Genomic DNA, 17061 nt, shown 5'->3' with positions numbered 1-17061 from the left:
TTATTCTTATCATTCATACCTTAATTCCTTATAATTATTACCATCATTTAAAATAATAGTAATAGCAGGCAGTGAAAAATTTATAAACAATGTATAGCATATAAAAGTAGTTAATGAGTTTGACTACTCTTATAGACCACCACAACAGGGATTGTTGTTGTGGTCTGTATAATCATTAAGTTTACTATTTATCAGAACTTAACATTGACTGTCGCACCAAAAGTCAGAGGCTCCCCTGCACGACCATACCAACCGTTCTCTCCAGCCATTGGGAATGCACGAGTAACATAAGTCTTATTTAACAGATTTTTTGCCCATAACGTAATATCGTAAGTTGGCGTCTCATATCCAGCCCGAAGATTCAACAAGCCGTAATTAGACTGCTTCTCAGTATTAGCATTATCGAAATAAACTTTACCGGCAACATTATAATCAGCACGGATAAAATATCCGTCCAGGAAACTGTAATCTACACCAACGCCATAAGTATAATTTGGCGTATTTGCCGGACGTTTATCTTTATAATCCGTAACGCCTACAATTTTGCTACCCTTTTTTTCATAAATATTGTCTTTAAACTCAGTAAAGTGAGCATCATTGAAACCTGCATTAGCAGATAATGTCAGCCCCTTAATTACTCTCCAAGAAATTTCCGACTCAAGCCCTCTACTGATTGATTTCCCTGCATTCTGGGTAATGGATTCGGGATAAAATTGCTTTTCAACCTGCTGATCGGTAAAGTCAATCCAAAATAATGAGGTATTCCAGCGCACGGTCTTATCCAACCATTCTGATTTCAGACCAATTTCATAGTTGGTTGTGTATTCAGCATCAAAACGACGCTGATCCTTCGGTGCCAAACTGTTAAACCCTCCACTTTTATAACCACGGGCAATACTGGCATATAACATAGCGTTATCCGTAGCATAATAATTGACTCCAGCTTTTGGCAACCAAGCATCAAACGAGAGGTTATCAGTCAGATTTTCTCCCGTCATTCCCGAGAAATTTCCTGTCTTTATGAATTTCAGATTCTTTTTCTCATAGTCATAACGCAGCCCAGCAACCAGCTCTACATTATCCGTCAGATAATAACTGGTATTACCAAACAGAGCATAATTATTGGTCTTAACGTTGGTATTCTTAACCTGATAATCGAACGGTAACATCCTGTAATCAATATCTAATTTATCATCCTGATTAAAGTAATACATACCAACCAGCCAGTTAAATGGCCCGGTATTTTTGGAGTTAAGACGTAATTCCTGCGAGAAATAATTTTGTTTGCGGTCAATGAATAATTTTGAATATGATTTACGAGTAAAATCGAGATCCTGATAATCTTTTTTATCTTCTGAAGTATATGCACTAATTGAAGTCAGATCCATACGATCCCATTGATAGACCGCTTTAATAGATCCTTTATAAATATTAGCGTCTGATTTACCTGCATAGTCAGAATCTATCGATTTTGTCCCTCTCTTGATTTTATCGAGCGGTGCAAATGAGGCGTTTCCGTTTCTGCGGTTTTGTGCATCAAATGTAGTAATAATATCCCACGGCCCATCTGATGGCTGCCAGCGGATCTTAAATCTGCCGTTAAAATCATTAACATCATTTATATTCTTTTTATTATCATAATCTCGTTTAAAATAGCCATCGCTATTCAAATAACGTAATGCTGTACGGTAAGACCAATCGCCATATTCATCAATACCACCACCTAAAATAGCAGTAGTCTGCAAACGATTATAATTACCATATGAGAAACCAAGTTTCCGTTCCGTTACCGGATCGGGATCTTTGGTAATGATATTAATCACCCCCGCTTCAGTATTTCGGCCATATAATGTTGCCTGTGGGCCACGTAATACTTCAACGCGTTCAATATCCAGTAATTCGGTATCAAATGAACTGCTATACACACCATCAGTAAAGAAACCGACCGCTTGTTCTCCTTCCATTCCAGGCGTCACACCCCGCAATGAAATAAACCCAGCATCAGATGGGTTACCTGCTTTTATCATATATAAATTGGGAACTTCTGAAACAACTTCATAAAAGTTTTCAATCCCTTTCCGCTCAATATCAAAGTCAGATAATGCCGTCATACTTATTGCTGTTTTTTGCTGATCCGCAGAAACTTTCTCCGCAGTTACAACAACAGTATCCAACGAATCGGTTTTGCTATTTTTATTTGCCAAACTCTGATGAGAATAAAAAACAGATAACACAGCAATAGTGGTTACGCTATGCTTTAACATAGATAGCTAATCTCCAAGAAGAAGCTGGTATAGGCATTCAGTAATACCGGCAAAAACGCTTTTACCATCCATTAGTAAAAAACTTGAGGAATTATATAAACAACTAAAAAAAAATGCAAATGCAAATGATAACCACTTGCATTATTGTCATTGTGAAGAAAATAACACACCTCAATTTTTAATTCAACTTATTGTTTTAATTAAGATTAACTATTATCCAAATTTGTTAAGGCGGTTAAATTATTCAGCTCTAAGACACAAACTGAGCCCTTGCCAAAACACAGAACATGCTCAAATACTTAAATCCCTATTGATATTAGGCTATTTTATTTACTGTTTTTTATAGTAAAGAGTAAATCTAGGCAATATAAAATAATTATTTGTCCACTCAATATATTTCAAGCATTTCATTATTATCCAGTATAAATACACAATAATGATGAAAATAGAGAAATATATAGATACGGCGTATTGTTAATATCATCAGCCTGACGCTATTATATCCAATAAATCAAACTCAAATTTACTGATAATAAACGTGCAGCCATCACTTCGACTCATTTTTTCTAACAATAGAAACAGTGGCTACTCCCCGCTCCACTCTAAAACTGTCACAAAAAACCGATGTTTCTCGCTAATCCACTTGCTGACTAAGCCGTTCAGCCAGCCCGCTTCGCCTTTGAGTCGGCGTCTGGATAGCCTGACGCAATACCGCCTCATATGCATAAAGAGTCAGCTTTTCTCTGGCGCGGGTCATCGCCGTATAGACCAGTTCACGGCTGACAACCGGTACAAACTGCGTTGGCAATACCAAAGCCGTATGCTCAAATTCTGAACCTTGGGATTTGTGTACTGTCATCACATACGCGGTTTCATGCTGTGGCAAACGACTCGGCTGAATCCCTTTAATCTGCCCATCAGGCAATTGAAAATACGCACGCAGCTCATTATTTTCATCCCTGAGCATAATGCCGATATCGCCATTAAACAGTCCCAGTGTGCTGTCATTACGGGCAATCATGATTGGCCTGCCTGCATAACCACGGCTGAAAACCCCGGCAGGGCGACGGATCAGTCCCTGACGATGCAATAGCTGTTCTATTCGCTCGTTAAGCCCACTGACACCGAATGGCCCTTCTCTGAGTGCACACAGCAGACGATAGCGGTTAAATTCAGCCAGAATCTCTTTTGCAGGTGCCTGCTTTGCCACCAGTTGCAAATAAGAGTGGTAACCCGATACCGTTTCTGTCAGCAACCGCTGATAATCTTCATCCCCAGACAATGGGTAGAAACAGATATCATCCAATGGCTGTTGCAGAATAGACAGCGCTTCCCGACTCTTTCCCTGATTAACTGCCGCGGCAAGTTGTCCAATTCCCGAATTTGCATCAAAGCGGTAGCTTTTACGCAACAGGCACAGACGATCGCGAACCTCTGGAGCGTTTTCCTGATCGCCTGCAACCAAATGGCATCCCGTCAACCGACTTAGCTGTTCTGCTCTTACAACGCTGTATCCCAATTCAGCAAAACGGCAAATATCGCCCAACACCGCTCCAGCTTCCACTGACGCCAGTTGATCACGGTCACCCAGCAGAACGATTTTCGCCTTGGGTGGCAATGCGTCAATCAACCTGGCTATCATGGGTAAATCCACCATTGAAGCTTCATCCACCACCAGCACATCCAGATTCAATGGGTTATCCCGGTCATAGCGCAATCGCTGGCTATCAGGTTGAGCGCCCAACAACCGGTGAATCGTCTGCGCTTGATCTGGCATAGATTCAAACTGTTTCTCTGTTAGAGACAATTTTCTAACAGCACTGTTAAGAGATTCAGTCAATCTGGCAGCCGCTTTTCCCGTCGGAGCCGCCAGTTGGATAACCTGCTTTTTATCCGGATTAAGTTTGATTAAGGCAGCCAATAATTTAGCAACCGTTGTCGTTTTTCCGGTTCCCGGCCCACCAGAGATAACCGAAACTCTGCTAGTCACCGCTACAGCGGCAGCCACCCTTTGCCAATCCACTGTTTCACCGGACAGTATGAATAATTCATCCAGAATAGTTCTCAGCTGCGCTTCCTGAATACCATCGGTTGATTGATTAGCGGAGAAAAAAGCGGCCACCTGGCACTCACTTTGCCACATCCTCTGCAAATAGAGTCGATCATGCGAAAGCACAACAGGCGTTGGTTGAAAACCACTACTGACGGCAGCACAGTTTTCCAGTGCCACCAGTAAACTCTGCTTATCAGGTCTTCCCGCAACCTGCCATAACTGCTCCGCAAATTCACGATGTCGCCCATCAAAAAAATGTTCAGGTGTTATCCGGTTAACCGGCAGGCAAACGTGGCCGGTACCTGTTTCAGCACTCAACAACGCCATTACCAGCAACAGAACAGGATCTTCATCCTCAATCAATGTATGAGCAAACTGTAAATCCAATGAACGCAGGAGCCGGAGATCTACTGCCTGTCGTAATAACGAAATCATCAATTTTTCTCTTTCTCAGGCTGTTCATGACCACGGAAAAGCAGATCCAAAGCATCCATAAACTCAGCCGCAGGGCGACAACTGAAAATACCATTCCCCGGTTGTTGTTTATCTATTCCCCTCAGGAACAGATAAATCACACCGCCAAAATGTTGCTGGTAATCATAATTAGCCAACCTGTGACGCAGGTAACGATGCAGTGCCAGTGTATAAATCTGATATTGCAGATCATAACGATGCTCAATCATGGCTGTTTCCATCGTTTCGCGGGTATAAGCTTGACTCCCCTCGCCCAGCCAGTTTGATTTGTAATCCAGTACATAAAACCGGCCTTGCCAACAGAAGACCAAATCAATAAACCCTTTCAGCATCCCTTTCACCTGCTGAAATTCCAGTTGAGAACAGCGGGCAGAAACAGGGTCGTAACGACGCATCACCGCATCCAGTTCCTGAGATCGCAAAAGTTGTTCAACCGGCAGATAAAACTGCATTTCATCCTGTTGGTGATGAAGCGGAATTTCTGCAAGCTGTATACCTTCATCATTCAATGGAGTCGTAAAAATATCTGCCATCCACTGTTGTAATACCCCACTCCAGTGTTCATCAAACCCGGCTGATTTCAGTTGTTCCGCCAACCATTTCTCATCAGGCAATTGGCTGAAATCAAGCTCTTCCAGAATAGAGTGCAAAAAAGTCCCCGCAGAGGCTCCCCGTGGAAACGTATGTGGTGTCATTTCTGGTTGTTCTGCTATTTGTTTTTCACCACTGGCATCAACATCCAACTTTGGCGCGATAGACTGAACAATGACCTCAATAGTCTCTTCCCCAGCAATACGGGGAGAAGTATTGCCATGATAAACAGCAGAGTTTTGCAGACCAGAATAACTGGTGATCCGCCAATCATCCTGAATCCTGCGATTAAACTGCCTTGCCGACAGCAATAAATCATTTTGGCTTTGTGATTTCCATGGATTATCATCAGTATCACTGATTGAGGAGACAATAATCCCATCCCCATTTAATTCTTTAAGACATTTCGCCAGAAAATCAGCATCACCTTTAACTCCCTTTTGGAGCAGGTAACCCAGAGCACACTGATGCAGATCAGTATCCCCGGCCTTTTTCTTATTGCCTTTTATCAGTGGAGCCACACCGACACTGCAATGGTAAACAGAGCGTGTCAATGCGACATAAAGCAAACGCAAATCTTCCGCCAGCCTTTCTTCTTCCGCCAGTTTGATCGTTTCCTCATCAGGGAAAATATCAAGGCAAGCATCAAAATTTGTACGATCATGATATATCGCCTGTTTCTGCGCCCTGAAATTACAGACAAATGGCAACCATACCAGCGGATATTCCAAGCCTTTAGATTTATGAATAGTACAGATTTGTACCAAATGGCGATCGCTTTCCAGCCGCACTTGCTGGTTTTCCGACTGTGGATCAGGATGAGATATTTGTTGAGCCAGCCAACGAGTAACCGCATGTTCACTGTCGAGTTGTAGAGATATCTCCTGTAACAACTCACCAATATGCATCACATCCATCAAACGCCGTTCACCCTCATAACTGACAAGCAAATTTTCAGCAATATGATGGTTTGCTATTACCGCTCGTAACATCGGTAACACACCACGGCGTTGCCACAGGCGGAAATAACCATCAAATTCATCAACTAAATGATCCCACGCCTTTTCATCATGATTCAGCTTGTCTATCTGACAAGCAGTCAAACCAAACAAACCACTGGCAAGCGCACTTCTCAGAACGCGTTCTTTCTCTGGCGACAACACCGCTTGCAGTAGCCAAAGAATATCCTTTGCTTCTGCGGTATCAAATACACTTTCCCGGTTAGAAAGAAATACAGAAGGAATAGATAACAAGTTAAGCGCACTACGGATCAGTATGGCTTCCTTTCTGCTACGCACCAAAACAGTAATGTCGGCAGCAGCCACAGGCCGGGAATCATCTCCCTTATGCAACAGAGCACGTCCTTCACTACCAGCCTGCAACCAATCACGAATTTGTGCAGCGCAAAGCCGTGACATCGTTTGTTCATAATCTCCGGTAGAAATACCTTCTCCTGGCTGTAACCAGAAATTCAACGCTGCCTGCTCTTGACCGTCATAACTAACAGAAAGCCCTCGGTTTTTCTCTGCCGCGGAAACCTCAATAAAAGGGATTTGTTCAAACAAAAATGGATTTTCTGAACGCATAAACAGCTTGTTCACTGCCTGTACCATTGAGTAGGCCGAGCGCCAGTTTGTCTCCAGAGTATAGTGAGCACTTACTTGAGAGCGAGCACGAATATAAGTGAAAATATCTGCACCACGAAATGCATAAATAGCCTGCTTAGGATCGCCGATAAATAGCAACCCATTTTCAGGCTGATCGCCATAGATGGTATGGAAAATCCGGTATTGCTGTGGATCGGTATCCTGAAACTCATCAATCAACGCAACCGGATAGCGCTGGCGAATAGTTTGAGCAAGCAAATCACTACCTGGGCCTTTCAAAGCATCATCAAGACGGGTTAGTAAATCATCAAATCCCATCTGACCGCGCATTGACTTTTCCTGCCGGATTGACTGACGAATTTCAATAATCGCTCTGGAGATAATCAAATCACGTAAAGTAAGTGGTTGCTGATATAAATCATCGATAACCACAAAAAGTGAGTGTTCAGGGACGTCTCCCTTTTTTGTCTTTTCTACTAATACCGACTGCCGAAATTTCTCCAGCTCTTTTGGCAATTGATAATCCTCTGTAGGCTCCTGAGCCCAATCAGTGACTCTGTTCAGCCAATTTGGTAAGTGCTTACTACTATAACTTCTCTTATCTACACCAGAGCCCGCGATCAAATCATGTAATTCTCCAGCAATTTCATTCCATTGGCATTTAACACCGCTGATCAACTGGATAATTTTCTCATGACGGCTTAACAGCGTTTCATCACTGTCTGGCGCATCAATAATATGTGGCATATCCCCTTGTAAATAAGGGTGTAATTCAGCTAACAGCGCTTCCGGCCCACTCCATTCCTGGCTGATGACCATTGCCATTGACAACGGCAATGGATAGCAGTAACGCCGCCAGAAATCAGCACACCCTTGTTTTTCCAATGGATGTTGATCCTGAATTAATGTCTGTTCAAACAAAATCCCAGATTCAAAAGCATTATGCGCCAACATTCTCTGACAGAAACCATGAATGGTATAAATCGCGGCTTCATCCATCTGCCGTTCTGCGGCCAGCAACCAAATAGCCGCTTGCTCTTTATCCGGGATTTCATCCAGTAGCTGTTGATAGTCGGGTTCTGCGCCTTCGACTTCGCTTCGAATACAAGCCAGGCGAAGTTTATGAATATTTTCACGGATACGACCACGCAGCTCATCTGTTGCTGCTTCAGTAAACGTCACCACCAGAATTTCTTCCACGCTTAAAGGCCGAGGAAAAGCGGCATCTTTCCCCAATCCAAGTAGCAAACGGAGATATAAAATGCCAATGGTGTAGGTTTTACCCGTCCCGGCAGAAGCTTCGATCAGCCGCTGACCATTCAGCGGTAGAGTTAATGCATTAAGCCTGTGGACAGATATCTCTGTGATCACTGAGCCCTTACCTCAACAGGTAACTGTTTCTGAAGTTCAGTGACATTATGATAGGTTTTCCAACCTTTCAATTTCGCATACCCATCCGGGTTTGCTGATTTGCCAATCACCTGGGAAATAAATGACAGTCCGCGATGTTTGATTACCGCATCCCGATAGAAATTAATCAGTTGCTTCTGTGTGGTTTTCTTTAGTGCCTCAAGCATTTTATCTCGGCTATCAAAGCTAACGTTATTGCGGCTAAAATCACCGGAGAAACGGGCAACTTCGGCATAGAAAGTTTGTGGCGGCTGCTGCCTTTCATTAATCAGCGCATTTTTGTACTGCTCAAAATCAGCTTGAGACATCGCTTTCAGTTTATCCGCTGCTTTCTGATAGAAATCCAGATAACGCTGATTCAAGTATTTTGGTTGTTTACTGTTACTTTGCAGCAGGAAACCCAACCCCCACTGTTCCCCAACACTGGTATTGAAGGCAAACACCGCATACCCCAATTGTTCCGTTGTTCTTAGCTGCTCATAGAACCAAGGCTGAAGCATATTGCTTAACAAGCTGGAATAAACATAACCTTCTATACGGTCATACCCAGTCGGAATATAAACTTCGGCTAAAGCACCGTCGGTGCTGCTGCCGGCACGCTGGAAATTAACCGGGTAATTTTTATCAATCACCACCTTGTTCCCACTCCACCAGTGACTTCCTTGATTCGCCAGTTGATGATGGGCAGATTCAGCAATTACTTTACTCTGCTGTTCGGTCAGGTTTCCAATGATCATCATCTGCAAAGCAGCGTTTTTGATCATCTCATGACGATAGTCAACAATCTCCTGAACAGTGATGGTTTCCAACTCTTTCAATCGAACAGATTGTTCCGTGTAAGGCACCCCAGAAAGGCGCTTCAATGGCTGCATAGCCATTTCATAAGCTTTACCGTTATTAGAAACCTCGATCTGTTCGCGATACCAAGATTTAGCTTGTTCCAGTTGACTCTCGGTTGGCGTAAACGCCATGTAATTACTGATTAAAGAGGTTAAGAGTTGCGGCAGATTCTGAGTGTAGCCACTGACGCCTAATTGCAATCCCTGCGATGCACCACTGGAGATGCTCATTCCTGCAACGGAAGCCTGATAACCAAGCTGGTCAAGGGAAAGCCCCGCCAAATAATCAAGCAAAGAACAAGTTACCTGCTTACGGGCGCTATTCAGACTTTCTGCATGGCGCAAATCAAGAACGATGCTGGCTTTAGGCTCATCAGCAAAATATTGGCTCGGCATATAGAACAAACGGAGATTCTGCTGTTCAAGAATCATCTCAGGATACTTCTGGCTTTTACCTGCTTTTATCAGTTTCAAGTTGTCAGGAATATAAGGATTTGGCTCCGGCAGAGAAAAGTTCATCTGTTCCTCTAACTGCTGCCATTTTGACTGCTGCTGTGATGTGATTCGATCAACCTGATAAGGCGCCTGGACAAAGTAAGCCTGTTTATTATGCGGCTCCTTTGGGCTGATATACCAGATACGGGCGTTTTCAGGCGTCAACTCAGCAAGCCGGCTGGCAATTGCTTTCGGATTATAATCATCAGCCACATAGCCGGAATTCAGTACATTGGCAACAGGAACTCGCAACATAGCATCCGATAACCATTCGATATAATGCATATCACGAACGATAGAGCCATATTGGAAAGAGAGCTTCAAAACCTTAGCGATCTCATCAAAATAGCTTTTCTGAATGCCTTTTTGCTTTAACAAATTAATATAAGCAAAAATAGCCGCAACAACCTGATCACGCTGCTCAAGTCCTTTATCTGTCAACGTCACATAGATAAAAAAGATGCCTTTATTGCGGTCAATCATCGGTGCCGCACCTGCGTTGATACTTTCAGCCAACCCCTGAGATTGCAGCCAGTCTGATAATGTATTCAAACTGCGGTTACCTATCATATAACCGAGATATTCATCGGTTTTACTGCGAAAATCAGCACTGTTGTTATCAATACTGAACTCCAGTTGCAACGCTTTTTGCGGTTGAGCAGGAACATAATGGATAATAATTCCTTTCTCTTTTTCCGTTACTGCCGGGACGGTAATCGCCGGCACGCTCGCTTTTCTGTCCGGTATCCGGCCAAAAGTATCAACTGCAATTTGAGCCAGTTTATCAATAGGCTGATTACCGTAAATGACACCTTTCATCAGATTGGCTGAATAATAGTGCTGATAGAAATCCACCAGTTCTGTTTGTAATTGACTCCCCGGTTTATCTTTCAGTGTTTCCAGATTACCACCAGAAAAACGGGCATTTGGGTGAGCAGGATTCAGAGTTTCTGAGCGTATTTGGGCAACCCGCATCCCATCGCGAGAACGCGCCATTGTCAGTTCCGCATTGACCGCGTTTCGCTCCCGATCTGCGTTTACCGGGTCAAGCAGCGGTTCAGCCAGTGCATCAGCCAGACGATCTGTGGCATCAGCTAACGCTTCATTTTCTACCTCAAGGTAGAAAGCCGTACGGTAAGAGGCGGTGCTGGCGTTATAGCTACCACCGTGCTTTTGCAGAAACTCAGATAAACTACCCGACTGTGGGTAGCGCGCAGATCCCATCAGAACCATATGTTCCAGATAATGTGCAAGCCCAAGCTGGCTGTCAGGGTTTTCCATACTCCCAACCGGAATCGACACCGCTGCCAGAGATTTTGTCGCCTTCTCATCAGACACCAGCAAAACCGTCATATTGTTTGCCAATTTGATTCCCTGATACTGACGGTGATCATTTTCACTTTTATAAATTGTCTCTTGCAGTGGCTGCCACTGTTGTGTTTGCGCATAACCTGCCGTTCCCCAAAAAAGCAGGAACATCACAGCAAGCATACGGACAAGATGTTTATGCATTATCGGATATTCTCCCTATGTGTTCTGATATCGCGCTATCGGTAACAAATAACTGAGCGCTTCCTGTTTAAGTTTTGCTAAAAATGATTTATCAGCTTGCCTGAAAGCCCGCTGAACATAAGGATCGTCACCTTCCCCTCTGCGTCCTTGATCCCCAAGCCATACTTTCAGTAACTGGCTTTCAGCTTTTGATTGAATTTCATCACTGCAATCAATCTCACCCGTTTCTTTATGCATACATGTTGAAAGCCACACCCAACCACTTTTACAAAACAAGGGCAAAGGTACTGATCTTCCGCGCTGATAACCTTCAACCAATTGCTTCAGGTAATCTTCCGCTTGTTCTGACGGTACCGGGGCAAAGCACCATTCGCTGTTATCGCGTCCATAACTGCGGCTTTCTCCCTTACCACCCGCAAGACAGTAAGCCAGATGTTCAATCCACAACTGCATACCATCATTTGCAGTCAAACTAGCCGGCCGCCAACGCAGCAAACCATCCGGCTGTACCTTATTAATTCGCCCTGTCAGAATGACTTGCCCTAAATCATGATGTAAATCGACAGAGAAAGTCTCCATTTGCTGTTCGCGAATTTTATCCGCCAGCGGTTGCATCTCTTTTTGCTGCTTCAACCAATAAACTTCACCAAAAGCACCAAAAGGCAGCCCTCCAGCCGCACGAAGTCGGTTGAATAGCGGATCAGGCGATTGTTGTTCAATGAGTGTATTCAACAATAGCTGATTAAATTGATAACGTTGCAGGTTATCCAAAACAAAAGGTTCTTCCTCAGGTAACTCTGTTTCTTCAATGACAAAATTTATTTTCAGACAACGCTGGAAAAAAAACCGAACGGGATGACGGTAAAAGCGGATTAAATCATCAAGTGTAATGTCCCGAATGTGTTCCGTTTCGACAGGCTGACAAAATTCAGAATATGCAGCACCTTGCTCAGTCGCTGCCGGTAGCCACTCTTCTGCATAACTTTGTTGGTAACTGCCCGGTATAAAGTTCTCCGGCGCAAATGGAACCCGGGTATGAAGAGATAACAGATGTTTTCTGATATTAGCGGCACTTTCATCAACGTTCAGTTTTTCATTGCCTGGCAAGCAGAAACTCTGGCAAACATAATCCAGCAATTCATTAACCAGCACGGAAGGATTGCATTCCGTATCATCACGAATGGATTTACCAATGTAACTAATATAAAGAAACTGTTCAGCGGATATCAGCGCTTCAAGGAATAAATAGCGATCATCATCCCGCCGTTTTCTGTCCCCCCTTTGGCTTTTTTCTGCCATCAGGTCAAACCCAAGCGGCGGAATTGAACGGGGATAAATACCGTCATTCATTCCCAATAAACAGACAACTTTAAAGGGGATAGAACGCATCGGCATCAAGGTACAAAAATTGACAGACCCAGCGAGAAAACGCTGACTTATTTTTTCATCATCAAACCGGAGAGCCAATTCATCCCGTAACAGAACCAGTGGCACGATTTCCTGATAATGGGCATTCAAACCATTGCCTATCACTTTCTGCCACTGCTGTTCTATCATTGCCAGTACTAATTCAGTTTCACTGTCTGCGACGAAAAATGCCTCCAGCAATTGCTGACAGACAGGTAACCACCCCATTAACGTCTGGCTCTCACCCAGAATTTTGCGCCAGTAGCTCAATTGCATTAAAAACTCAGCTAATTGACCGGCAAGCTCCGCCGCTAAGCCGCTGGATTCATCATAAGGCAAGACCTCTTTCCAAGGACCTGACCGACTATCCATGGCATAACCCAACAACATTCTGGTCAGTCCAAAACGCCATGTATGCTGGCCTGTCACCGGCAAGGACAACTCTTCCACATTGTCGTCATCCAGCCCCCAGCGAACACCGGATTCTTCCACCCAGCGCCTTAATAAACGTAAACCATCTTCATGAATCTCAAATTTATTCGCCAGTGCCGGAACTTCCAGCAATGCTAAAACCTGCTCAGTTGTAAAACGGCTTTGAGGTAAATCAAGCAGTGTAATAAATACCTGCAAAATTGAATGTGCTTGACGGGCTTTACGATCAGAAATTGCGAATGGAATATAACGTTCAGCAGAGACATTACCAAATACCGCCTGAACATAGGGAGTATAATTGTCGATATCCGCGACCATCACAATAATATCCCTTGGCGTCAGTGATGGATTATCTTCCAGTAACCTTAAAAGCTGATCCTGTAAAACTTCCACTTCCCGTTGAGGGCTATGGCAAACATGGAAAGAAAAAGAACGATCCGAAGGGTTAACCAGCCGTTTTTGCAGGCTATTTTCAAATGTTTCTTTTGTTGAGCCAATTTGAGCATGATCCTCCAGATAGAGAATATCCCTTTGCAGCTGATGTAACATGTTGTCTTGTTCTAATTCAACAAAAGCGTGAACATCCGAACTTTGCTCAAGCTGCGACAATAAATAAAGATTATCACGCCCCAATCGCCCCCATGACGCCAACAAGGGATTACTGATATCCTGTTCACCTTCATCGTTAAACAGTGATTGAGCATTGCCAGGATCTTTGAAATATTCCAGTTCCTGCTTATTTTTATAGTGACGCGGTTTACGGCTGCTCAGTTTTGCCAGAAAAGCATAATTCTGAATATCTCCCCAATAATATTGACATGGATTGGTAAACATCAGGTGAATATCAATATGCTGTCCCAGTGCCTGTAAGGCTTGTAAATAAACAGGCGGCAAAGCAGAAATACCACAGATAAATACCCGTTTCGGTAAACAAGGTGAAAGCTCAGCACTGTTTTCCAATATCGAAATAAAACGGCGATACAAGTTAGCCCGATGCCATTGAGGTTGTTGTAGCTGGTGGGTATATTCCGTTAATTCCAGCCACAATCTCTTCTGCCACAACTGATTATCACTCAAACCATCAATAAGCTGCCCTTGCTGCCAGCTTTCCAGCCATTGCGGGCGATAAACAAGATATTGGTCAAACAGGTCAGCAACCCGCCCGGCCAATTGATGAATTTTCCGTTTATCAAAATCCTGATCAAGATAGTGCCTGAGTGCGACAAATTCCGCTTCTGGCAATAATTGAGGCAATAACGCCATCAGTTTCCATGTCATGGCATCTTTACTAAAAGCGCTTTCTTTAGGGATATCAGGCAATACTTTGGTAAACATATCCCAGATAAAAGTAGCCGGAAGCGGAAACGAAATATTGGCTGATATGCCAATGCTTTCAGCCAGTTGGATTTGCAGCCACTGTGACATTCCTGGGCTTTGTACCAGAATGACTTCCTGCTCAAACGGATCAGTCAGTGGATTATCTCCGATAAGTATTGTTATCAGCTCTTTAAGAAGATCTAACTGATTAGAATGATAAACCTTGAACATCAGGACTCCCGTTTGAACAAATCCACCGGCTTGCTTTACTTTGCTGATTATAAGGCGTTGTCACTATAACTGTAAGCTGATAACAATCAGATAACTGATATGCCGTCTGAAATTCAGCGTGCCATCCCGGTGGCAATGTTAATTCTGCTAAAACACTTTGACCTGCAATTAATTCATATTGTTCCAGGTATCCATAAGATAATTTGTCCGCCTTTGATTGTTGCCAATGTTGCTGAAATCCAAATAATAACGCCTGATGATAACGCATTAATCCCAGTAAAGAGACAGAAAAGACCATAACGGCGACCATAACTTCGGGCAAACTCATCCCTGATTGATTAACCTGAAAAAGATCTGGCTTCATAAACAAAACCCCGTATCTGCCTCGGGACAGAAATCCAACCAACCGCTTTCTACCGGAATAAGAGAATCACTTCCACCAGAAGAGATTAATTTCATCCATTGATACAATCCGACAGATTGCCCAGATGCCATTTCCGCCACACCTTTCAGCAGAAAAAAATTACTTGAATACCTTTTTAAACAACTTGTCAGATGGAACTCCTGCTGTTGCAGGCAATACCACTCTTCTGTTTTATCACTATAAAGTAGCCATGACTGAGCCATTCCCCATGCCAATGCAGATTCTGCTTGCTGAAAAGCTTTTAAATATCTGCGTTCATCAACCATCATGATTAATGCGTTATCCAAATGATGATGTAAAGCTTTCAACATCATAAGGCTCACAGCCAGCAACATCAGCACTGAAATCAACAATACATTTCCTTGCTGAAATTGCAGGCAGACATTTGGAGAATGCTCAGTCACGGTACTTATCCCCTGATATTGCGCAAACGTATTACTGCCTGATATTGGTAGTTTATTGATGGATGTTTAAACCAATGTGCAATAAGCGTCAATTTGATAAAAACTAAACCATCTTTTGTTGGTAATTTTTCTGCTTTAAATGAATCTACCACTATCTCATTTGGGTCAAATAGCCTTTCCCAGCCATTTCCCTGACAGCTATCCGCACCTCTTTTCCATTCCACTGACTTATTGCTAAGACGATAGCCAAAGAATTCTGATTCATTGTGTTCTGGTGGCTCCCATTGGTTATTTACATTAAGATCGTATGCAATAATCAGGCATGAATCCTCACTTTCATCATTTTTATTACTGATTAATATTGGCTTTCCATCGCAATAATGCTGGCAATATCCTGCACGGCGAATATCTTTTTCTATAATATGCAATGTTTGTTTAGCGAAATATCCTAAACGATATCGCTGATATAACTCCATTATTTGTCTGGTTAAAACCGGGTAACTTTTGGCAATCGCCAGTAAAATAATAGTGCCAATAGCCATTGCCACAATCACTTCTAACAATGTCATTCCAGATTGGTTTTTATGTTCCATTATTACAATAGAGTATCACTTATTTTATAAGAAAAAGCATAATTAACCACACGCTGGGATACTATTAAACTTATTATTACTACATGATCTTACTCTTCCTCGTGAAGAAAAAATAACTGATATTTCACCGGCGGAATTAGCCAAGATAAAACTCGCTGGCATCATCGTGTTTCTTATTCCATGAAACTCTATCTGCTCCTTAGTTGCTGAACTTATAACAACATCCTGATAGGATGATTTTATACCCTCAACATTCTCGAAATCACAATCAGCAAGTGCAGATCTAGAAAGCGCTATACACCACTCTTTTCCCGTTTTCAGCCACAACACCACCTCTTTATTCAGATAATTTGCCATAGATTGTTGCCTGGCGATAAATGTCAATACTTTCTGTACTGACTCCTGTAACCTGGCTCTTTCCTGATGATCACCCCATTCCTGTATCCCCCATAAAGAAAATATTGAAATTAAAACAATAACAATCATCAATTCCAATAAGGAAAAACCTAATTGATTATCAATATTATAACTACCAATTATATTAATGTTATTTTCCATTAACAATTCCTTACATCCTTTCGTAAAACATTCTATTTATTTTAAAAACAGAGTAAACACATAATTGAATTTTATGCGAGAGTGCATCAATAAAAAAATAACAACATATTATTGTTACATTTAAATTGCGTAGAGCCTCGCAAAAATCAATAAGAATAGACGTTTTTGTTTATTATTATTGTCATGCATTGTAATCTTATATGGATATAAGGAAGAAGTTTCATAAATATAATCAAAAAAAACTCTTCACATATCGTATCCCACGCAAAATACGACAAACTAACCGATTACTAAAACACGGCCTTAAACAAGCCGACCTTAAAAACGAAATCGGGAAAACCTCCCTCGTATCACAATTCTGGGTGGAACGAGGTCGCTGACAGTAACCCACATAAAAGCCTTGAATACACGTTTTAAGGTTTCTAGTGCAGTTTTTATCGATTAGCTTTA

At 42.6% G+C, this 17061-nt stretch carries 9 protein-coding genes; all 9 read right to left on the bottom strand.

The window, feature by feature from the left end:
* Nucleotides 1-191 precede the first annotated feature (191 nt).
* The gene (locus tag LGZ99_RS00240) at nt 192-2264 is read right to left on the bottom strand and encodes a TonB-dependent receptor (protein ID WP_036837290.1); all 2073 of its coding nucleotides are present in this window, start codon (nt 2262-2264) and stop codon (nt 192-194) included.
* A 634-nt stretch (nt 2265-2898) separates the two neighbouring features.
* The gene (gene recD, locus LGZ99_RS00235) at nt 2899-4752 is read right to left on the bottom strand and encodes an exodeoxyribonuclease V subunit alpha (protein ID WP_021323525.1); all 1854 of its coding nucleotides are present in this window, start codon (nt 4750-4752) and stop codon (nt 2899-2901) included.
* A complete protein-coding gene (recB, locus tag LGZ99_RS00230) occupies nt 4752-8357 on the bottom strand; it encodes an exodeoxyribonuclease V subunit beta (RefSeq protein WP_262978791.1) in 3606 nt (1201 codons plus the stop codon). Before recB ends, recD begins: the two co-directional genes overlap by 1 nt.
* The gene (gene ptrA / locus LGZ99_RS00225; protein WP_262978773.1) at nt 8357-11245 is read right to left on the bottom strand and encodes a pitrilysin; all 2889 of its coding nucleotides are present in this window, start codon (nt 11243-11245) and stop codon (nt 8357-8359) included. The genes recB and ptrA overlap by 1 nt, the downstream gene beginning before the upstream one ends.
* Before the next feature lie 15 nt (nt 11246-11260).
* A complete protein-coding gene (gene recC / locus LGZ99_RS00220) occupies nt 11261-14632 on the bottom strand; it encodes an exodeoxyribonuclease V subunit gamma (protein ID WP_023043315.1) in 3372 nt (1123 codons plus the stop codon).
* Entirely contained in the window at nt 14610-14996 is a 387-nt protein-coding gene (locus tag LGZ99_RS00215; protein ID WP_021323527.1) for a prepilin-type N-terminal cleavage/methylation domain-containing protein, read from the bottom strand. Before LGZ99_RS00215 ends, recC begins: the two co-directional genes overlap by 23 nt.
* The gene (locus LGZ99_RS00210) at nt 14993-15460 is read right to left on the bottom strand and encodes a YgdB family protein (protein WP_023043314.1); all 468 of its coding nucleotides are present in this window, start codon (nt 15458-15460) and stop codon (nt 14993-14995) included. The genes LGZ99_RS00215 and LGZ99_RS00210 overlap by 4 nt, the downstream gene beginning before the upstream one ends.
* 5 nt (nt 15461-15465) lie before the next feature.
* Nucleotides 15466-16053: a prepilin peptidase-dependent protein gene (locus LGZ99_RS00205; RefSeq protein ID WP_021323528.1), complete on the bottom strand. Its 588-nt coding sequence runs from the start codon at nt 16051-16053 to the stop codon at nt 15466-15468.
* Nucleotides 16054-16095: 42 nt separating this feature from the next.
* On the bottom strand, nt 16096-16611 hold the full coding sequence (locus LGZ99_RS00200; RefSeq protein WP_262978772.1) for a prepilin peptidase-dependent protein: 516 nt from the start codon (nt 16609-16611) through the stop codon (nt 16096-16098).
* Between the last annotated feature and the right edge of the window lie 450 nt (nt 16612-17061).

The sequence above is a fragment of the Photorhabdus temperata genome (assembly GCF_025384845.1).
Taxonomy (GTDB): Bacteria; Pseudomonadota; Gammaproteobacteria; order Enterobacterales; family Enterobacteriaceae; genus Photorhabdus; species Photorhabdus temperata.
The sequence above is the reverse complement of the archived record's forward strand: the minus strand, read 5'-3'. Positions and strand labels throughout refer to the sequence as shown.

Coding starts and splice junctions, on each gene's coding strand:
- LGZ99_RS00240 (WP_036837290.1), bottom strand. CDS start 2,264: ATGTTAAAGCATAGCGTAACCACTATTGCTGTGTTATCTGTTTTTTAT.
- recD (WP_021323525.1), bottom strand. CDS start 4,752: ATGATTTCGTTATTACGACAGGCAGTAGATCTCCGGCTCCTGCGTTCA.
- ptrA (WP_262978773.1), bottom strand. CDS start 11,245: ATGCATAAACATCTTGTCCGTATGCTTGCTGTGATGTTCCTGCTTTTT.
- recC (WP_023043315.1), bottom strand. CDS start 14,632: ATGTTCAAGGTTTATCATTCTAATCAGTTAGATCTTCTTAAAGAGCTG.
- LGZ99_RS00215 (WP_021323527.1), bottom strand. CDS start 14,996: ATGAAGCCAGATCTTTTTCAGGTTAATCAATCAGGGATGAGTTTGCCC.
- LGZ99_RS00205 (WP_021323528.1), bottom strand. CDS start 16,053: ATGGAACATAAAAACCAATCTGGAATGACATTGTTAGAAGTGATTGTG.
- LGZ99_RS00200 (WP_262978772.1), bottom strand. CDS start 16,611: ATGGAAAATAACATTAATATAATTGGTAGTTATAATATTGATAATCAA.